Source organism: Streptosporangium brasiliense (assembly GCF_030811595.1).
Taxonomy (GTDB): Bacteria; Actinomycetota; Actinomycetes; order Streptosporangiales; family Streptosporangiaceae; genus Streptosporangium; species Streptosporangium brasiliense.
Genome location: NZ_JAUSRB010000001.1, coordinates 1768823 through 1785595 on the forward strand (window position 1 = coordinate 1768823; position 16773 = coordinate 1785595).

Sequence of the window (16773 nt, forward strand, 5' to 3'; positions counted from 1 at the left end):
GGCTCAGCCCGCTTCCGTGGTGGTGCCCGGTCTCCGTGACTGGCGGTGGACCGCAAGGGCGATGTCGACGATCGCGATCACCGCCAGCACGGCCATGGCGACCGTCAGCCACTTGAGGCCGGCCACAAGACCGAGCACGCCGATGGCGATGATCGCTATCAGGGCGAACGATCCCATGCGGATGTGGACCACATCCCGCGGCGTCGCGCGGACCATGGGCTTACCGGTCGCGGATGTCTCCTCCGGCTGTCCTTCGAACGTCATTGTCCTCTCCTTCGATCAGACGCACCCTGTACCCGGATGCCTCCTTGTCATGTCTCTTGTGGTCCGTCATGTGCCTGGTGCACTCTCAGTGCCTCCATGAGTCCTTCGGGATCGGAGACGGTGAGAGTTGCACCGGGATGGGGCAGCAGGCCGCCGGGCAGGAGCGCGGGGACCGGGGTGTGGAAGCGGACGCAGACGCCGCGCCTGGGGTTGGTCCCGAAGGTCACCCCCCGGTCGGCCAGCGAAAGGTGCGGTCCGATGACCTTCCACATCGAGTAGGGGCCGGTCAGAGTGGCGTCGGCGATATTGGACACCGGCGTGCGCAGCAGCCAGTGCCCGAAACGGACCGTGAGCGTGCCGTTCTCGACAAGGACGGAGGCCCGCTCCGGGGTCACGCCGAGCAGCCGGAGGGGCGCCCGCCACGCCGGCTCGATCGCGAAGTCGAAACGCGGCACCGCTCAGCGCTCCCACGGAGCGGTCTCGCCCATCTTGGCGTAGTACTTGGCCAGGTGGGACTTGATCCGGCCGATGTCCTCCTCCGGCACGTCGACCCCGCCCCGCGCGCCCTGCACGACCGCAGCGGCGGCCATGACGGCACGCGGCACCGCCTTGAGCTCGCCGTCGACCACATCGGCGATCGGCAGCTTGTAGCTCTCGAAGTTGTCAGCGTTGTCGCCGTCGTACCAGACGTGCGCGTCACGGTATTTCGCACCGGGCTCCTCCTCGGCCCCCGCCCACTTGCGGACGTGTTTGTCGGCCGCGTCGCCGTCCCAGTGCCGATCCCGGTCGGCGAGAGGCAGATCCTGAAATCGCGTCACCGTCATGGTGCTGCTCCTTTCTCCAGAGGTCCCGTACCCGGCTGCACGGCTCCATGCCAGGTGGGCGGCATATTTAGGCTTTTGTCGGGGAGAGGGGGTGGCATGACCGATGACCACGAAGTGGAAGTGAGTGAGAAGGCGGCCGGAGGCGTCCCCCCGCAGGAGAGCGCCGTGTCCGCGGACACGCGTGTGGACGACGAGAACTCCGTGACCGCGGAGGCGGGGCGGATGGGCGGCGAGGGTCCCGCGCCCGCGGAAGGCGACGGGGGCGGGGATCCGGCGCCTGCGGCTCCGCGGGGCATCGACGGTGAGAGCCGGGTCGTGGCGGAGAGGTCGGGGGCCGACACCTCCTTCCCCGAGCGCCCGCTCCTGGCCGATCCCGACGACGCCCGCCGTCCCCCGGGCGGCGGCGAGGAGCCCGGCCCGGCCGTCGGCGCCGGCGAGAAGTCCGGCGGACGCGCCCCCGAGCCCGAAGTTGGCCCGGCCTCCTGACCGGCCCCTGGGCGCGGTCCCCGCGCCCAGGGGCCGCCTCGGAGCCTCCGGCGGAGCACGGGAGCCTCCGGAGAGCGCGGGAGCTCCGGAAAGCGCGCGGCGGAGGCCCCGGAAGCCGGGGTCTCCGCCGAAGGAGCGCTGGGATTCAGCTCTTGAAAGCGTCCTTGACCTTCTTCATGCCCTCCTTCGCCTTCTCCCCCGCCTGCTTGAGGTGGCTCTCGGACTGGTCGGCCCTGCCTTCGGCCTCCAGGCGCTCGTCACCGGTGGCGCGGCCGGCGCCCTCCTTGATCTTGCCGCCGATCTCTTCGGCCTTGTTGGAGATCTTGTCGTCGGCACCCATGGTGCGATTCCTCCCCTTAAGTGAAGTTTCCCTCCACGCAGTGATACCTACTTTCCGAGGCGGCGCCGGATAAACATGTCCGGTGCAAGCAGCGGCCGCCCCGCCGTACGGGCCCGTGGGGGCGGGCGGTCGCCGGGCGGCGTGTCCGCGGCCCCGCCACTCCTGATATAAATAATGAACAGTCATTATCTAATTGGGGTGGGACGTGGCGGGGAGACCTCGCACGATCAGGGAAGAGGACATCATGGCCGCGGTCGCGGCGGCCGTGGGGAGCGCCGGGCCGGCCCGGCTGACGCTGGCGGACGTGGCCAGGGCCGCCGGGGTGTCGACGGGGGCGCTCGTCCAGCGCTACGGCAGCAAGCGCGGCCTGCTGCTCGGGTTCGTCCGGTGGGAGCTGTCCCGGGATTCTTCCGTGCGGCCGATGCGCGCGGCGTTCGAGTCCGCCCCGGACCCCGTCGAGGGGCTGATCCGGGCGGTGGTGCGCAGCGTCGGCCATGAGGCGGAGCCGGCGGAGTTCGCCAACAACCTGGCCTTCCTCCACCTGGAGCTGGCCGACGAGGAGTTCCGCGCGCTCCTGGGCGAGCACATCCGCGGTGTCCGGGCCGAGCTGCACGGCTACCTGGAGGCCGCCGTGGCGAGCGGCCACCTGGCGGGCACCGCCGATCTCGGCGCGCTCGCCGCGGCCGCCGACTCCATCCGCAACGGCACCCAGCTCGCCTGGGCGATGGACCGGTCGGGGCCGCTCGCCGAGGCGCTCCGCCGGGACCTGCGGACCTTGCTCGACCCCTACCGCGTCATCAAGGAGGAACAGTGAGTGGTGGACAGGTGGCCCTGGTGGCCGGAGCGACCCGGGGCGGCGGACGGGGGATCGCGGTCCAGCTCGGCGCCGCCGGCGCGACCGTCTACGTCACCGGCCGCACGACCGCGACCTCCCGGTCGCCGATGAACCGGCCCGAGACCATCGAGGAGACCGCGGAGCTGGTGACCGCGGCCGGCGGGCGCGGCATCGCCGTACAGGTCGACCACCTCGCGGAGGAGCAGGTGCGCGACCTGGTCGCCAGGATCGGCGCCGAGCAGGACGGCCGCCTGGACGTCCTGGTCAACAACGTCTGGGGCGGCGACCCGCTGACCGTGTGGGACAGGCCCCTGTGGGAGCAGCCGCTCCAGGACGGCCTGCGGCTGCAGCGCCAGGCCGTGCACACCCACATCATCACCAGCTGGCACGCGCTGCCGCTGATGGTCGCCCGGGGCCGGGGTCTGGTCGTGGAGGTCACCGACGGGCTGGCCGACCACGGCTACCGGGGAACCTTCTTCTACGACCTGGTCAAGTCCAGCGTGATCCGGATCGCCCAGGCGCAGGCCGCCGACCTGAAGCCGCACGGCGTGACGGCACTCGCCCTCACCCCGGGCTTCCTCCGCTCGGAGGCGATGCTCGACCACTTCGGGGTGACCGAGGCCACCTGGCGCGACGGGGTCGCCAAGGACCCCTACTTCGCCATGTCGGAGACCCCCGCCTACCTGGGCCGCGCGGTCGCCGCCCTGGCCGCCGACCCCGACGTGCACCGCTGGAACGGCAGGTCGCTGGCCACCTGGGAGCTGGTCAAGGAGTACGGCTTCACCGACGCCGACGGCTCCCGCCCCGACTGGGGCCGCTACTTCGCCGACTCCCGGCGCGGCACGGCGGGCGACCCGCAGGACTACCGGTAGTCACGCGTGCCGCCGGCGCGGAGCGCCGAGCAGGTCTGGGACCTCGTCCGGCGGGGACTCCCCACCCTCCCGGCCTGACCGCGCACGGGCCGGTGAGGCCGTCACGCAGGCCGCCCGGTACGGCGGAATGTCATGGCCCTGCGGAGAGCGGGCATCGCCATAGGCGATCACTACCGATGCCCTGTCGGCTACCGTGGACCAATGATCAGAAAGGTCTCGTTGCCGGACGGCTGGGAGCCGAAGGTCCGCGACGCGCTCAGCGGTGTGCTGCCCGAGGTGGGGAACGCCTCGCTCCGGCCTCTCGGGGCCGGGCTGGACAACGTGACGCTGCTCCTGGACGGGCAGATCGTCCTGCGGCTGCCGAAGAACGCCGACGGGGCCGAGAGCGTCGAGCGGGAGGCCCGGCTGCTCCCCGAGCTCGCGCTCGACCTGGCCATTCCCCGGTTCCTGTTCACCGCGCCCAACCCGCTCGGGCCCGGCTCCTTCTGCGGATACCGCCTGGTCCCCGGCGAGGTGCTCGCCCCGGAGCAGTGGCACGCGCGCGGGCTGGTCGACCGTCCGGGTCCGGTGGGGCAGGTCGCCGCGGCGCTCGACGCCGTCCACGCCTTCCCGGTGGAGACGGCCGAGGACCTCGGCGTGCCGGTGTGGGACCTGCGGGAGGACTTCGCCGACGACCTGGACCCGATCCGCCAGGAGGTGCTGCCCCGGCTGGAGACGATGGAGGGCCGGGCGCTGCTCGTGGCCTGGGAGGGCTACCTGGAGGACGACGCCAACTTCGCCTACCGGCCCACGCTGACCCACGGCGACATGAGCCTGGACCACCTGCTGGTCACCGGGGAGGAGATCACCGGGCTCATCGACTTCGGCGACACCGCGATCGCCGACCCCGACTACGACCTGTCCTACCTGTGGGCCGAGGCTGGACCGGAGTTCGTCTGCCGGGTGCAGGCCCACCGGGACCTGCCGTACAGCCGGCGGCTGGTGGGCAAGCTCGACTTCTGGGCGCTGGCCGAGCCAGCGCTGGACGTCGTGCACGGCCTGGAGATCGACGAGCCCGAGCTGGTCGACGAGGCGCTGGGCACGCTCCGCGCCCGGCTCGACGGCGGAACCCGATGGGGCCCCGGCGGCGAGTAGGTGAGAGGCGGTACGGCGGGCGGCGAGCCGTCGGCGTTCCGGCGAGCGCCGGGAGCGGCGCCCGGCCGGATCCGATCCATGCGCAGGGTGCTTGATCCGTCACTCCAGGTGTTTGTACTCTAAGTAACTGGAGAGATACTTTACGTAAGTATTGCGGATCGAGGGTCGGAGCCCGGCCGTCCGGTGGCTCCGGACCCGGTGGGTGCGACGTGGATCGAAGGGGATGCCATGCTCGGAAAGCGGATCGCGGCCCTGTCAGACCTCGGGTGAGCGGCGTGCGGGGACCGGAGACCGGCCGTCGGGGATGGGTCCGAATACGCGGATCGCGCAGCGGCGGGGCGGCGCGGATCCCGGCGCGGTGGAGGCGGCGGAGGGCGGGTGCGGGGGCGGCCGCGAAGGTCCTGCTGGTGTCGGTTCTGGCGCTGGGCGGGGCGCAGGCGGCGCACGGCCACGCCCGGCCGGGCGCGTCGGTGTGCTCGGTGCCCGGTCTGGTCTCCCACCGCGGCTACTGGGACGGGACCGTGGAGAACACGCTCGGGGCCTTCGAGCAGGCGCTCGACGAGGGCTCGCCGAGCATCGAGCTCGACGTGCGGTTCACCAGGGACCATCATCCGGTGCTGATGCACGACGACCTGGTCGACCGGACCACCACGGGCACGGGCCGGGTCGCCGACATGACGCTGGCGCAGTTCCGCGAGCTCCGCACCGCCGACGGCCAGCGCCCGCCGACGCTGTCGGAGACCCTGGAGCTGCTCCGGGGAGGCGTCGAGGAGCTGCTGGTCGAGCTCAAGGAGGTCCCCGACGCCCGGGACCTGCGCTCGCTGCAGGGCGCCTACCGTCGCTCCGACGCCTACGGATGGGCGAGCCTGATGTCGTTCTCCACGGCGGCCATGGAGGCGGTCAAGTCCGTGCCCGCCCGCAAGGGCCTGCTGTCGAACACCGCGCCGCGGCTCTCGCTCGCCCGGAAGTTCTCCTATGTCGGGGTCAGGCACGACAGCCTCACCTCCGCGCTGGCCCGCGAATACCTGAAGTACGGCGTGGCCGTCTACGCCTGGACGCCCAACGACGAGGATGCGTGGCGGCGCCTGGCGGACTACGGAGTCGACCGCGTCATCACCGACGAGACGCCCGCCTACCTGGAGTGGGCCCACGAGACCTGCCTGCCGTGACGTGCCCCATGGGGGCACGCGCGAGGGCCCGGCGATCGACGCCCGATCCGGCCGGCTCTTCACCGAGAACGTGCGCGAGCACCTGGAGCAGGGGGTCCTGGTCTCCCGCGGCGAACAGGGATCGGGCGCCGAACAGGCCGTCAAGGAACTCGCCGGAAGCCTGGAGAAGGCCCGGATCGCCCAGCTCGACGGGTAGGCACGCTCCACCGCGTGCCGGAGATCTCCGCCCCGGACGGTCCGGTGTGGAGCGGCTCCCGTCGCGGCGTCCCGGCCGCGCTCCGGGCTTCGGAGACATGGGGGCCCGGAGCGCGGCCCGCGGCGGATGCGGATCAGTACGGCGGGCCGGCGCGGTGACGGGTCAGGACAGGAGGCTCTCTCCTATCCAGCCGTCGGCGGAGCAGCCCGGTGGGATGGCGAAGACGGCCGAGCCGATGGGGGTCGTCCACTCGTTGAGCAGGTCGGCCTCGGCCAGGCGCTTCTGGACGGGGAGGAACTGCCGGTTGATGTCGGCCTGGTAGGAGGCGAACAGCAGTCCGGAGTCGGCGTGTCCCTCGGGGGTGAGGCCCGCGTCGTAGTTGTAGACCCGGCGCAGGATCCGCATGCCGGGGTCGGTGACGTGGGCGCGGCGGATGTGGGCGTACTCGGAGATGACGGGGAAGCCGAGGGCGTTGAGCCGGGCGAAGTCCGGCTCGTCGCGCTCGGCGCGCCCGGTGAGCGGGGCGCCGGTGTCCAGGCGGCGGCCGATGGTGAACTCCTTGGCCACCCGGTCGGCGGCGTCCCAGGTCTCCAGCTCCATGCGGATGCGCCGCAGCACCAGTGTGGTGCCGCCGCGCAGCCACTCGGGGCCCTGGCTGACCCACACGGCCCGGTCGAAGTCGGGCGTGCCCGGCTGGGGGTTGACGGTCCCGTCGAGCTGGCCCATGAGGTTGCGCTGGGTCGTGCCGGGGGCCAGGGTCTGCGGGCCGCGCCGGAAGCCCCGCTGGGTCCAGCGCACCCGGGCGAAGGAACGGGCGTCCTTGACCGTCATGCGCAGGGCGTGGGCGAGGGTGACCGGGTCGTCGGCGCAGATCTGCAGCAGCAGGTCCGCGCCGGTCCACCGCTTGTCCAGCTTGTCGATCACGAACTCCGGCAGGGGCGCCACCGACTCCGGCCGCCGCTCCTCCACTCCGGCCGCGGTGAACAGGCCGGGGCCGAAGCCGAAGGTGACGGTCAGCCGGGAGGGGGCGGAGGCCAGCTCCGGCTCGGTGTCGGCCAGGGCGGGCCGGCCCTGGGTCAGGCGGCGGGCGTCGTCGGTGAGCAGGTGCATCATCCGCACGACGGCCTCGCGGCCGGTGCCGGGCAGCAGGTCCAGGCCGACGAACGCGGCGTGGGCCTGGGGGGCGGTGGCGATCCCGGCCTGGTGGGCGCCGTGGAAGGACTCCACCGCCGAGCCGATGACGGCCGGGGCCGCCTGCGGGAGGGCCGCCGCGGCGGCCCGGCCGGGGGAGACGGCCTGCTCGGGGGCGCACGCCGCGAGGGCGCCGGCCGCTGCGGCGGCGCCCCCGGCGAGCAGGCCCCTGCGAGTCAACTGGGGGTCTCGCATGATCCTGTGTCCGTTTGCTCTGCGTCCGTCAGCCGTGGTCCTTGCCCATGTCCATGTCGGGCTGGTAGTCCTCCTTGCCGCCGGCGAAGTCCTTGCCGACCGCGGTGAACTTCAGGGTCTCGCCGCCCTTGAGGGTGAGGGTGAAGGGGATCTGCGCGCCGGGCTTCACCTCTTCGGTGACGCCCATCAGCATGATGTGGTCACCGCCCGGCTGGAGCTGGTGCGTGCCCCGCGCGGGGATCACGAACCCGCCCTCCTTGGGCCGCATGACCATCTTTCCCTTGGAGTCGACCACCTCGTGCAGCTCGACCTTCGGCGACAGCGGCGAGGTCACGGAGACGACGGTCACCTCGGCGTCGGTGTTGTTGACGAGGGTGCCGAAGGCGGCGCTCATCCCCTTCTTGGCGGTCTTCACCCACGGGTCGGTGATCGCCAGGGGCGGGGCGGCCTCGGCGGCGGCGCCGGTGGCGGCCGGGCTCGCGGCGGGCGCGGCCGCCCGCTCGGCGGGCTGCCCGGTGGACTGGGCGCCGCAGGCGCTCACCGACGCGGCGGCGAGAGCGGCGAGGAGGCCGGCGGAGAGAACACGACGAACGATCATGAGAAAGCCTTTCGACGTACGGCGCCGCGGCCGGAGCGGTGCTCGACATGCCGCCTGGAGGCGCCGGAAAGGTGGACAGGTCAGGTGGAGCGCCCGGCGCCGCGTGGTCCGGCCCGGGTCGTCAGGTCGCAGGGCCCGTCAGGCCGTCGAGGACGAGGTCGTCAGAGGTCACCGAGGACGGGGCCGCCGGTGGACGGGATCGCCGAGAACGAGGCCGCCGGATGACGGGATCGCCGAGGACCAGGCCGCCGGGATGCGAGGACCCGCCGGTGGACGGGGCCGCCGGTGGACCGGACCGCCGGTCGGCAGGCCGCCGTCGGACGGGCTCCCCGGTGGGCGAGCCGCCGGTGGCCGGGACCGTCGCCGGACAGGGCGCCGTCGGACAGGCCGTCGCCGGACAGGGCGTCGGTGGACGTCGTCGGGGACGGAGGCGAGATCGCCGGAAGGACGAGCTCGTCAGAGCATGACGGGGTGCGGTGCGGGAGGGCCGCGCCGGCTCACCACGTGACGGAGCAGGGCCGGGCGGAGAACGGCGGGTCCGTCCGGGGTGACGGTCACCACGGGTGGCGCGAAGGAGAAGGGGCCGCCGCCGAGGACCGGGCCGAGCCGGGCGCCGAGCCGGCGCAGCAGGCCCCAGAGCAGGGCCTCGCCGCGGGCCAGCCACAGCGCGGTCAGCCCCACCGCCCAGCCGTGCGTGACCAGCATGGCGAGCCCGGGCAGCAGCCCCGAGTGCGGGTGGGTGATGAGCGTGGTGAGCTCGGGCAGCAGTCCGGGCCGCGGGTGCGCGGAGGCCGCGTGGCAGGCCGCCGGGTCCGTCGCGGCGAACAGCAGGTGGAGCGCCGCCTGCGTGCTGCCCAGGAGGGGCAGGATCACCCCCACGCCGCGCTCGCGCCCGGTCAGCGGGAGTGCGGCCGCCGCCGCCAGCACCAGCCCGCCCGCCGCGCTCCACGCCGGCACCGTGCCGCCGGCGAGCACGTGCGCGACCGCGCCCAGCCCGAGGGACACCACGGCGAAGGCCGTGGTGCGGGTCAGGCGGAAGATCGTGGTCGCGGGCATGATTCGGCAATCATCACACACCACCGGGTCGCCCCCGCCTCAGCCCTGCCGTGTCCCGGAGACGCGAACGGATTCACGCGCTGCGCTGTCAGCGGAAAGCGCTGACAGCGAACGGGCCGAAATCAGGGTGTCGCCCCGCGTTATGGTCGCAGGGATTCACCATTCGTAAATTATGGATTCGGGGCAGGTGAAAGAGATGACCAGTCCGCAGCCCGTGTTCGAGGACCCGCTGTACCAGCGGCTGCTGCGCAAGAGGATCGTGGTGCTCGGCAGCGAGGTGAACGACGAGGTGGCCAACCGGATCTGCGGGGAGCTGCTGCTGCTCTCCGCCGACGACGACGAGCGTGACATCTGGCTTTACATCAACTCGCCCGGTGGCTCGATCTCGGCCGGGATGGCGATCTACGACGTGATGCAGTACATCCCGAACGACGTCGCCACCGTCGGTATGGGCATGGCGGCCTCGATGGGGCAGTTCCTGCTCTGCGCGGGCACGCCCGGCAAGCGGTACGCGCTGCCGCACGCCAGGGTCATGATGCACCAGCCGTCCGGCGGCATCGGCGGCACGGCCAGTGACATCGTCATCCAGGCCGAGCAGATGCTCTACACCAAGAAGGTGATGAGCGAGCGGATCTCCTTCCACACCGGCCAGCCGTTGGAGCAGATCGAGGAAGACTGGGACCGCGACCGCTGGTTCACCGCCATCGAGGCCAAGGACTACGGACTGGTCGACGAGGTCATCCGCAGCACCAGTGTGGTCGGGGCGGAGAATTCATAATTCACCTTATAGGTGATTTTTCTCTCAATTCAGGCGTGCATCGAGAATTGCGCCGAGTTTCTCCGGGGAGTCCTAGCGGGCTCCCCGCGTAACCGGCGGCAGGCCCTGCCGAGAGTGTGACGGGCCGTCTCCTCCGGGAGCGGCACGTCACGCCGGGCGGCGTCGGCCTCCCGCCCCGCGGCGGAGGACGCCCGCGCGGCTCGCGTCCGGAAATACGCCCTCTGACGGCGCCGTGATCTCGCGGGCCGCCTCGGCGAGCTCGCGGCCCTGCCGGTGCGGCAGGCGCCCCCTCGGGGAGCCGCCCGCTCAGCGGTGGTGGCAGAGCAGGCAGCGCAGGGCCTGCTCCAGGGAGTCGACGTCGGTGGCGGGGGTGGGCCAGGGCAGTCGGACCAGGGTGGGGCTGTCGATGCCGGAGCGGACGGTCGCGCCGAAGCGGTCGAGTTCCCACAGCCACACCTCGCTGACGGGGGAGTCGAGCAGCGTGCGCAGCGCTGTCTCCAGCTGTCTGCGGTGGGTGACGTTGACGTGGCGGAGCATCCGCTCGGCCCCGTCCATCAGGGGGTCGGGGGCCGCGCCGAGATACTCCTCGCCGTCCAGGACGCCCGATTCGGGGGCGGCGAGATAGATCACCTGCCCGACGTCGACCCGGAGCAGCCGGGGGCCGTCGGAACGTTCCAGGGCCTCGAACAGCGCCTCGTCCGGGCAGCTCTCGGCGATCGCCGCCGCGCTCTGCCACGCCTCGGAGGCCGGCACGGCCTGCGTCCAGCCCTGCACCTTGAGCAGGCCGCGCGAGACCTCCCGCCCGCCCAGGGAGCGGCCGGCGGTCAGGTCGACGGTCACCACCGGCTCGTCGCGCAGGTCGTAGAGCGGATCCCCCGGCAGGACCAGCAGCACCGGGCGTCCCGCGCCGTCCACGCCGCCCCTGGCGGGCATCGCCGGCCGGTCGGTGCCGGCGAGGGACACGTGGGTGGGGACGGCGGCGGCGGCCAGCGTGCGGACGCGCTCGGGGATCGGCGGAGCGGTGACGGGCTGCTGCTGCATGGACCGGCTCTCCTTGAGATCGGACGGCTCATTCACTAAGGTTAGGCTTACCTCAATAAGGTAAACCTAACCACAAAGGAGTGACCGTGCGCTACACCGGACCCAAGGTGCGCCTGTCCCGCAGGGCCGGCGTCCCGCTGACCCGCAAGGCCGTCCGCTACTTCGAGGAGCGGCCCTACCCGCCGGGTGAGCACGGCCGCAAGACCAACCGCCGGCAGACCGGTGACTACGGCCTGCGGTTGATGGAGAAGCAGAAGCTGCGCTGGTACTACGACGTATCCGAGCGGCAGATGCGCCGTTACTGGGACATGGCGCTGCGCGGCACCGGCCGTTCCGGGGCCGAGCTGGTGGTGCTGCTGGAGAGCCGTCTCGCCTCTCTCGTCCTGCGCGCGGGCCTCGCCCCGTCCATCTACGCCGCCCGTCAGTACGTCACCCACGGCCACATCACCGTGGACGGCCGCAAGGTGGACATCCCCAGCTATCTGGTCAAGCCCGGTCAGGTCGTCGCGGTGCGGCAGCGCTCCCGCGGGATGCAGCCGTTCGTCGCCGCGGCCGAGGGCGTCTACGCCGACGACCGGATCGCCTCCTACCTGGCCGTCGACCACGCCGAGCTCCGCTTCACCGTGGTCGGCCGGCCGCTGCGCGAGCAGATCACGGTCCCCGTGGACGAGCAGCTCGTGGTGGAGTTCTACTCCCGCTGACCCACGGCCCGCCGACCCTCGTGGCCCGGCGGCCGGGCCGCCGGCTCGGGCCGTCCGGCGCCGGCCGGCCGGATCACGCGGTCACCGGGCCGTCGGGCCACCTCGCGCGCCCGCGGCCGGGTGTCCCGCCGCCCCGCGCGTCCGCGCCGCCGGGCCCGGCCGTCCCGGACGTCGGTGCCGCGGGACGGCCGGACCGTCCGCCGTCCGGCGTGGCCGGGTCATCTGCCGCCGGAGCGCCCGCGCGCCGATCCGCGCCTGCGGGGCGCCGGTGGGGCGGTGTTCCCGCCGCCCGCCCCCGGTGTCACGGGGACCCGCTCCCGCAGCTCCCGCACCTCGGCCCGGAGCGCGTGCAGCTCGGCGAGTACGGCCACGCCGAGATCCTGGGTCGCCTGGACCGACTCCTCGGCGTGCTCGTCCTCCATCGCGCTGACCACCACCGCGATGAACAGGTTCAGCACCACGAAGGTGCACACCAGCATGAACAGCACGAAGAACACCCACGCCGACGGATGCTCGTCCATCACCTCCCGGGTGATGTCGGACCACGCGTCCCCGGTCATCATCTGGAACAGGGTGAACAGCGAGGTGGGCAGGTCGCCGAAGTATTCCGGCGCGGTGGCGTGGTAGAGCTTGGTGCCCATCACGGCCGTGACGTAGAGCACCAGGCCGAGCAGCAGCACGATCGACGTCATCCCCGGCACCGCGGTGAGCAGGGCCGTCACGACCTTGCGCAGGCTCGGCACCACCGAGATCAGCCGCAGCGCCCGCAGGATCCGCAGCGCCCGCAGCACCGACAGGCCCCCGGCAGTGGGCAGCAGGGAGACCGCGACGATCATGGCGTCGAACAGGTTCCACGGGTCCTGGAAGAACCGCCGGCGGTAGGCGTAGATCTTCGCGGCCAACTCCATCACGAAGATGTAGAGCGCCAGGTGGTCGACGACGGTGAGTGCCGTGCCGTACCGCTCGACGGCCGTGGTGGAGGTCTCCAGCCCCAGGGTGGCCGCGTTGATCACGATGACCGCGATGATGACCTGCTGGAAACGCGGGGCCTCCAGGGTCGCGCGGACACGCTCGCGCACCGGCACGGATGACTCCCCGGGGGTTAAGGCCGAACGGACTGCCGGTAGATCATATCGCCTGAAAGATCTTCATTCCGTACGGCGGGCGCAGTAGTCGCCGATCCCGGACTCCAGGAGGCGGAAGGCGCGATCGGCGTGCTCGCGCAGGTCCGGGGTGATGGCGGCCACGCTCTCGCCGGCGAGCACGCGCTGGACGGCGTGCGTCGTCAGCGTGTGGAGCGTCGCGCAGATCTGGCCGGCGACGAGCGCGGGGGTGAGGTCGTCGGGGTCGGCGTCGGCCTCGTCGGCGAGAGCCCGGGTCAGGGCCTCCATCCGGAGCTCGTTCATCTCCCGCAGCCGGGCGACGAGGGCCGGGCTGGCGCTGATCATGCGGGGGAAGGCGTCGCTCCCCTCGTGGAAGCCGTATCGCCAGTCACCGGTGTCGAGGGCGTCCAGGAAGTCGCGGCGCAGCGCCTGCACCGCGCTCTCTCCGGGCCTGCGCTCCCGCATGACCTTGCCGAGCAGCTCCACCACCTCGTCCTGCCGGTCGAAGAGCAGGTCCTCCTTGGTCGGGAAGTAGTTGAAGACCGTGTTGACCGAGACGTCGGCGGCCCTGGCGACCTCGGCCACCGTCACGTTGTCGAAGCCGCGCGCCATGAACAACCCCGTCGCCATGTCGGAGATGCGCAGCCGGGTCTCTCTCTTCTTGCGCTCGCGCAGGCCCTCGCTCATGTGCGCCATCCTATGGTGCCGGTCAAATTTTGTGGCCACCTCAAAATTGGTGTTACTTTAAAAACGGAGGCGATCAATGATCAAGACATCGAACCTGAGCAAGACCTTCCCGGGCGGGGTCGAAGCCGTCCGGGGCGTCGACCTGGCCGTCGAGGCCGGGGAGATCGTGGGCTTCCTGGGCCCCAACGGCGCGGGGAAGACGACCACCATGCGCATGCTGACCACGCTGCTGCGCCCCACCGGCGGCACCGCCACGGTCGCCGGGCACGACCTGCTCACCGATCCCCGGGCCGTGCGGCGGCACATCGGCTACGTGTCCCAGCACGGCGGGATCGGCCCGGCCGACCCGGTCGGGGAGGCGCTCGAACTCCACGCCCTGCTGTACGGCATGCGTCCGGCCGAAGCGCGTGAGCGGATCGGCGAGGTGCTCGACGGCTTCGGCCTCACCGGGCTGGAGGCCCGCCCGGGCGGCGCGCTCTCCGGAGGCCAGCGCCGCCGCTTCGACCTGGCCTTCGGGCTGGTCCACGGTCCGTCGCTGCTCTTCCTCGACGAGCCCACCACCGGCCTCGACCCGCAGAGCCGGGCCAACCTCTGGGACCACGTCAGGCGCCTGCGCCAGGAGCGCGGCCTCACGGTCTTCCTCACCACCCACTATCTCGACGAGGCGGACGCGCTCGCCGACCGGTTGTTCGTCATCGACCACGGCGTGATCGTCGCCGAGGGCACCCCGGCCGAGCTCAAGGGCGGCTCCGGCACCCTCGACGACGTCTTCCTGGCCATCACCGGCCGCTCCCTGAGAGAGAACGGGCCCGCGGAGCGGGTCTCGGACGCGGAGGCCGTCCAGCCGGCCGGAGAGGGACGGTGAACGGCTCGATGGACATCCTCCGTGACACCTGGCTGGTCTTCCGGTACAACGTCCGGATCTCCCTGAGGCAGAAGGCCGGGATCGTCTTCGGCGTCCTGCAGCCCCTGCTCTATCTGGTGCTGTTCGGTCCGCTGTTCGCCACGATCGGGACCTGGGAGACGCTGGTCCCCGGCCTGCTGGTCCAGGTGGGGCTGCTCAGCGCGGGCATGGCCGGGTTCGGGATCGTCTTCGACGCCCGGTCGGGCGTGCTGGAGCGGTTGCGGGTCACCCCGGCGCACCGGATGGCCCTGCTGCTCGGCCGGGTCCTGGGCAGCTCGGTCACCCTGCTGATCCAGTCGGTCATGCTGATCGTGGTGGGCTACGCCTTCGGCATGCGCGCGGCGCTCCCCGGCGTGCTGGCCGGGCTCGTCCTCATGGCGCTGCTGGGGGTGAGCCTGGCCGCCCTGTCCAACGCGGTCGCGCTCACCATGAACCCCGACCTGTTCGCGCCGGTCATGAGCACCGCGGTCGTCCCGCTGGTGCTGCTGTCGGGCGCGTTCCTGCCGATGTCGATGGCGCCCGGCTGGCTGGACGCGCTGTCGCGGCTCACCCCGTTCCGCTACGTGCTCGAAGCCCTGCGCGAGCTGTTCGACGGGCACTACGCGAGCTGGACCGTGGCCGCGGGCGTCGCCGTGACCCTAGCCCTGTCGCTGGTCTGCGTGACGGTGGGCACCCGCGTCTTCAACCGCGAGAACGCCTGACCACCGGGCGGGACGGAGCGGCGGCGCCGCGGGCCCGGACGCGCCGCCGCCTCAGCCCGGCGGGCCGTAGGGCTCGATCCTCGGGTCGGCGTAGGGGCCGCCGCCCGCCTCGGGGTCGATCCGGCGGGCGGCCTCCTCGCTCACCCGCAGGCCGTACAGGCCCTGACCGGGATCGATGAGCACCAGGCCGTAGCCGGTGTCGACCTCCTCCTCCGACAGCCCCAGGCGGCGCATCGCCTGCGTGAGTGTCGCCTGGGGCGGGAGCCGTACGGTGACAAGGACCATGACCTCACGCTACGCGCATCGCCCTGCGGCGCAACGCGGCGAGTATCCCCGATGTGTCGGTGACGCCGTAGCCGTAGTCGTAGTCGAACCCGATGTCGCTGCGGTCGTCGGCGGTGCGGCGCAGCAGGGTGCGCAGCTGGGCGGGGGTGAGGGCGGTGGAGGACCACCGGGTGCGGACGGCCGCGACCAGGCCGGCGGCCACCGGGCAGGCGGCCGAGGTGCCCGAGTCGGGCTCGCCGTCGCCGAAGGCCTTGGAGCCGGAGAAGTGGGTGTAGGAGCAGACGTCGGGCTTGCGGAGGGTGAGGCGGCCGGGCCCCTGGGAGGAGTATCCGACCCGCTGGCCGTTGGTGTCGACGCCCCCGATGGACAGCACACCCGGATGGGAGTTGGCGCCCGTGATCGGCCGGTCCGGGTAGGCGCACCGCCTGTCCTTGCAGTCGCGCCCGCAGTTTCCGGCGGCGAACAGCACGTCGGCGCCGGCCTGCTCCAGGCTGGAGATGATGAGGTTGAACGGGTGCGCGGGGTTGTCGGAGTAGTTGCCCGGGTGGCCGACGGGGAAGTCCCAGCGGGGGGAGAAGGAGCCCCAGCTGTTGGTGATCACCAGGGAGCGCGACTCCGCGGGCTGGGCCTCCAGGACGGTGCGCAGGTGGGCGAAGGCCGCCACCGCGTCCGACAGCAGGCCGTCCAGGGCCGAGCCGCCGGGGCGCTGGGAGAGCAGCACGGGGATGTCGATCAGCGACGCCCGCGGGGCGGCGATGAGCGCGTCGAAGGCGCACATCGTGCCGTGGTTGACCGGGAACTCGCCCGGCTCGCCGCTCACCCCGTCGGGGCTCCAGCTCCGCTCCCTGTCCAGCAGCAGGTCCCGGCCGAGATGGTGCTTGACGTGCGCGGCGTTGATGCCGGTGTCCAGCACCGCCAGCGCGACGCCCGACCCGTCGAGCCCCTCGGCGTGCAGCTCGGCGGCGTGCACCAGCCGCTCCACGTCGTGCCAGTCGCCCACGGGGGCGTCGCCGCCGCAGGTGAGGTTGGTCTCGATCACCGGGTCGGCGTAGATCCCCACGACGTCGTTGCGGAGGGTGGGCAGCAGGGTGAGGCGGGTGGACAGCTCGTCGTCGGAGATCTCCCCGCGGACCATGACCGAGGCGTCGTCGGCGGCGAGGGAGAAGGTCAGCGCCTGGTTCAGGGAGAGGGGGTCGCCCCCGGCCGCGGGCACGGGACGCGGCACGGCGACCGGCGTGTAGGAGGGGTCCAGGACGACGCCGGGCAGCCGGTCGGCGACGTCGGCCGTCGTCGTGGTCACGTCGGGATCGGCCACCGCCGCGACGACGTCCGGGGAGGGGCGGAGCTGGATCAGGACCCGCATGGTGCACCACCAGAATTCGGGGGATCGGACTCCACCACGTTCCTTCATCC

At 72.3% G+C, this 16773-nt stretch carries 22 protein-coding genes; 10 read left to right on the forward strand and 12 right to left on the reverse strand.

Annotation, left to right across the window (positions count from 1 at the left end; all coding sequences use genetic code 11):
- Window positions 1-3 precede the first annotated feature (3 nt).
- The 3 genes from J2S55_RS07800 to J2S55_RS07810 are packed head-to-tail and all read right to left on the reverse strand — an operon-like array spanning window position 4 to window position 1088.
- On the reverse strand, window positions 4-264 hold the full coding sequence (locus J2S55_RS07800) for a hypothetical protein (RefSeq protein ID WP_306858343.1): 261 nt from the start codon (window positions 262-264) through the stop codon (window positions 4-6).
- 47 nt (window positions 265-311) lie between these two features.
- Window positions 312-719, reverse strand: a complete 408-nt coding sequence (locus tag J2S55_RS07805) for a hypothetical protein (RefSeq protein ID WP_306858345.1) — start codon at window positions 717-719, stop codon at window positions 312-314.
- Between the two features lie 3 nt (window positions 720-722).
- Complete coding sequence (locus tag J2S55_RS07810; protein WP_306858347.1) at window positions 723-1088, reverse strand: hypothetical protein; 366 nt, start codon at window positions 1086-1088, stop codon at window positions 723-725.
- A 96-nt stretch (window positions 1089-1184) separates the two neighbouring features.
- On the opposite strand from J2S55_RS07810, the gene J2S55_RS07815 reads away from it, so the two are divergent.
- Window positions 1185-1574, forward strand: a complete 390-nt coding sequence (locus J2S55_RS07815; RefSeq protein WP_306858348.1) for a hypothetical protein — start codon at window positions 1185-1187, stop codon at window positions 1572-1574.
- Between the two features lie 145 nt (window positions 1575-1719).
- Here J2S55_RS07815 and J2S55_RS07820 read toward each other — a convergent pair whose 3' ends face one another.
- Window positions 1720-1914, reverse strand: coding sequence for a CsbD family protein (locus J2S55_RS07820; protein ID WP_306858349.1), 195 nt, complete (start codon window positions 1912-1914; stop codon window positions 1720-1722).
- Window positions 1915-2158: 244 nt separating this feature from the next.
- Here J2S55_RS07820 and J2S55_RS07825 point away from each other — a divergent pair, with 244 nt between their 5' ends.
- The 5 genes from J2S55_RS07825 to J2S55_RS07845 all read left to right on the forward strand — a co-directional run bounded on the left by J2S55_RS07825 (window position 2159) and on the right by J2S55_RS07845 (window position 6120).
- Window positions 2159-2728 carry a TetR family transcriptional regulator gene (locus tag J2S55_RS07825; RefSeq protein WP_306858350.1) on the forward strand — a complete coding sequence of 190 codons (570 nt, stop codon included), beginning with the start codon at window positions 2159-2161 and terminating at the stop codon, window positions 2726-2728.
- The gene (locus tag J2S55_RS07830; protein WP_306858352.1) at window positions 2725-3621 is read left to right on the forward strand and encodes an SDR family oxidoreductase; all 897 of its coding nucleotides are present in this window, start codon (window positions 2725-2727) and stop codon (window positions 3619-3621) included. Before J2S55_RS07825 ends, J2S55_RS07830 begins: the two co-directional genes overlap by 4 nt.
- Window positions 3622-3822: 201 nt before the next feature.
- Window positions 3823-4755 carry a phosphotransferase gene (locus J2S55_RS07835; protein ID WP_306858353.1) on the forward strand — a complete coding sequence of 311 codons (933 nt, stop codon included), beginning with the start codon at window positions 3823-3825 and terminating at the stop codon, window positions 4753-4755.
- A gap of 407 nt (window positions 4756-5162) precedes the next feature.
- On the forward strand, window positions 5163-5924 hold the full coding sequence (locus tag J2S55_RS07840; protein WP_306858355.1) for a glycerophosphodiester phosphodiesterase: 762 nt from the start codon (window positions 5163-5165) through the stop codon (window positions 5922-5924).
- Window position 5925: 1 nt separating this feature from the next.
- Window positions 5926-6120 carry a hypothetical protein gene (locus tag J2S55_RS07845; protein WP_306858357.1) on the forward strand — a complete coding sequence of 65 codons (195 nt, stop codon included), beginning with the start codon at window positions 5926-5928 and terminating at the stop codon, window positions 6118-6120.
- Window positions 6121-6282: 162 nt separating this feature from the next.
- Here J2S55_RS07845 and J2S55_RS07850 read toward each other — a convergent pair whose 3' ends face one another.
- The 3 genes from J2S55_RS07850 to J2S55_RS07860 form a co-directional block, all read right to left on the reverse strand.
- Window positions 6283-7506: a Dyp-type peroxidase gene (locus tag J2S55_RS07850; protein WP_306858358.1), complete on the reverse strand. Its 1224-nt coding sequence runs from the start codon at window positions 7504-7506 to the stop codon at window positions 6283-6285.
- Window positions 7507-7534: 28 nt separating this feature from the next.
- Entirely contained in the window at window positions 7535-8104 is a 570-nt protein-coding gene (locus tag J2S55_RS07855; RefSeq protein ID WP_306858359.1) for a copper chaperone PCu(A)C, read from the reverse strand.
- 456 nt (window positions 8105-8560) lie between these two features.
- On the reverse strand, window positions 8561-9160 hold the full coding sequence (locus tag J2S55_RS07860; RefSeq protein ID WP_306858360.1) for an MFS transporter: 600 nt from the start codon (window positions 9158-9160) through the stop codon (window positions 8561-8563).
- Window positions 9161-9356: 196 nt separating this feature from the next.
- Here J2S55_RS07860 and J2S55_RS07865 point away from each other — a divergent pair, with 196 nt between their 5' ends.
- Window positions 9357-9938, forward strand: a complete 582-nt coding sequence (locus tag J2S55_RS07865; RefSeq protein ID WP_306858362.1) for a ClpP family protease — start codon at window positions 9357-9359, stop codon at window positions 9936-9938.
- Window positions 9939-10244: 306 nt separating this feature from the next.
- On the opposite strand, the gene J2S55_RS07870 is transcribed toward J2S55_RS07865, so the two are convergent.
- Complete coding sequence (locus J2S55_RS07870; RefSeq protein WP_306858364.1) at window positions 10245-10979, reverse strand: DUF2470 domain-containing protein; 735 nt, start codon at window positions 10977-10979, stop codon at window positions 10245-10247.
- A gap of 86 nt (window positions 10980-11065) precedes the next feature.
- Here J2S55_RS07870 and rpsD point away from each other — a divergent pair, with 86 nt between their 5' ends.
- On the forward strand, window positions 11066-11680 hold the full coding sequence (gene rpsD / locus J2S55_RS07875; RefSeq protein WP_306858365.1) for a 30S ribosomal protein S4: 615 nt from the start codon (window positions 11066-11068) through the stop codon (window positions 11678-11680).
- A gap of 218 nt (window positions 11681-11898) precedes the next feature.
- Here rpsD and J2S55_RS07880 read toward each other — a convergent pair whose 3' ends face one another.
- Entirely contained in the window at window positions 11899-12759 is an 861-nt protein-coding gene (locus J2S55_RS07880; protein ID WP_306858585.1) for an ion transporter, read from the reverse strand.
- Between the two features lie 69 nt (window positions 12760-12828).
- A complete protein-coding gene (locus J2S55_RS07885) occupies window positions 12829-13470 on the reverse strand; it encodes a TetR/AcrR family transcriptional regulator (RefSeq protein ID WP_306858367.1) in 642 nt (213 codons plus the stop codon).
- Window positions 13471-13546: 76 nt separating this feature from the next.
- Between J2S55_RS07885 and J2S55_RS07890 the strand changes: the two genes are divergently transcribed.
- Window positions 13547-14335, forward strand: coding sequence for an ABC transporter ATP-binding protein (locus J2S55_RS07890; RefSeq protein WP_306858368.1), 789 nt, complete (start codon window positions 13547-13549; stop codon window positions 14333-14335).
- Window positions 14336-14343: 8 nt separating this feature from the next.
- Window positions 14344-15075: an ABC transporter permease gene (locus tag J2S55_RS07895; RefSeq protein ID WP_306858370.1), complete on the forward strand. Its 732-nt coding sequence runs from the start codon at window positions 14344-14346 to the stop codon at window positions 15073-15075.
- A gap of 51 nt (window positions 15076-15126) precedes the next feature.
- Here the strand turns inward: J2S55_RS07895 and J2S55_RS07900 are convergent, their stop codons facing one another.
- Both J2S55_RS07900 and J2S55_RS07905 read right to left on the reverse strand, forming a co-directional pair.
- Window positions 15127-15360 (reverse strand): hypothetical protein, encoded by a 234-nt coding sequence (locus J2S55_RS07900; RefSeq protein ID WP_306858372.1) that lies wholly within the window; start codon window positions 15358-15360, stop codon window positions 15127-15129.
- Window positions 15361-15364: 4 nt separating this feature from the next.
- The gene (locus J2S55_RS07905; RefSeq protein ID WP_306858374.1) at window positions 15365-16723 is read right to left on the reverse strand and encodes a S8 family peptidase; all 1359 of its coding nucleotides are present in this window, start codon (window positions 16721-16723) and stop codon (window positions 15365-15367) included.
- Window positions 16724-16773 lie beyond the last annotated feature (50 nt).

What these genes read in the sequence shown, in the direction of transcription:
- J2S55_RS07850 (WP_306858358.1), bottom strand. Translation starts at nt 7,506, where the DNA reads ATGCGAGACCCCCAGTTGACTCGCAGGGGCCTGCTCGCCGGGGGCGCC.
- J2S55_RS07820 (WP_306858349.1), bottom strand. Translation starts at nt 1,914, where the DNA reads ATGGGTGCCGACGACAAGATCTCCAACAAGGCCGAAGAGATCGGCGGC.
- J2S55_RS07800 (WP_306858343.1), bottom strand. Translation starts at nt 264, where the DNA reads ATGACGTTCGAAGGACAGCCGGAGGAGACATCCGCGACCGGTAAGCCC.
- J2S55_RS07860 (WP_306858360.1), bottom strand. Translation starts at nt 9,160, where the DNA reads ATGCCCGCGACCACGATCTTCCGCCTGACCCGCACCACGGCCTTCGCC.
- J2S55_RS07865 (WP_306858362.1), top strand. Translation starts at nt 9,357, where the DNA reads ATGACCAGTCCGCAGCCCGTGTTCGAGGACCCGCTGTACCAGCGGCTG.
- J2S55_RS07815 (WP_306858348.1), top strand. Translation starts at nt 1,185, where the DNA reads ATGACCGATGACCACGAAGTGGAAGTGAGTGAGAAGGCGGCCGGAGGC.
- J2S55_RS07835 (WP_306858353.1), top strand. Translation starts at nt 3,823, where the DNA reads ATGATCAGAAAGGTCTCGTTGCCGGACGGCTGGGAGCCGAAGGTCCGC.
- J2S55_RS07870 (WP_306858364.1), bottom strand. Translation starts at nt 10,979, where the DNA reads ATGCAGCAGCAGCCCGTCACCGCTCCGCCGATCCCCGAGCGCGTCCGC.
- J2S55_RS07885 (WP_306858367.1), bottom strand. Translation starts at nt 13,470, where the DNA reads ATGAGCGAGGGCCTGCGCGAGCGCAAGAAGAGAGAGACCCGGCTGCGC.
- J2S55_RS07900 (WP_306858372.1), bottom strand. Translation starts at nt 15,360, where the DNA reads ATGGTCCTTGTCACCGTACGGCTCCCGCCCCAGGCGACACTCACGCAG.
- J2S55_RS07890 (WP_306858368.1), top strand. Translation starts at nt 13,547, where the DNA reads ATGATCAAGACATCGAACCTGAGCAAGACCTTCCCGGGCGGGGTCGAA.
- J2S55_RS07895 (WP_306858370.1), top strand. Translation starts at nt 14,344, where the DNA reads ATGGACATCCTCCGTGACACCTGGCTGGTCTTCCGGTACAACGTCCGG.
- J2S55_RS07810 (WP_306858347.1), bottom strand. Translation starts at nt 1,088, where the DNA reads ATGACGGTGACGCGATTTCAGGATCTGCCTCTCGCCGACCGGGATCGG.
- J2S55_RS07855 (WP_306858359.1), bottom strand. Translation starts at nt 8,104, where the DNA reads ATGATCGTTCGTCGTGTTCTCTCCGCCGGCCTCCTCGCCGCTCTCGCC.
- J2S55_RS07905 (WP_306858374.1), bottom strand. Translation starts at nt 16,723, where the DNA reads ATGCGGGTCCTGATCCAGCTCCGCCCCTCCCCGGACGTCGTCGCGGCG.
- J2S55_RS07825 (WP_306858350.1), top strand. Translation starts at nt 2,159, where the DNA reads ATGGCCGCGGTCGCGGCGGCCGTGGGGAGCGCCGGGCCGGCCCGGCTG.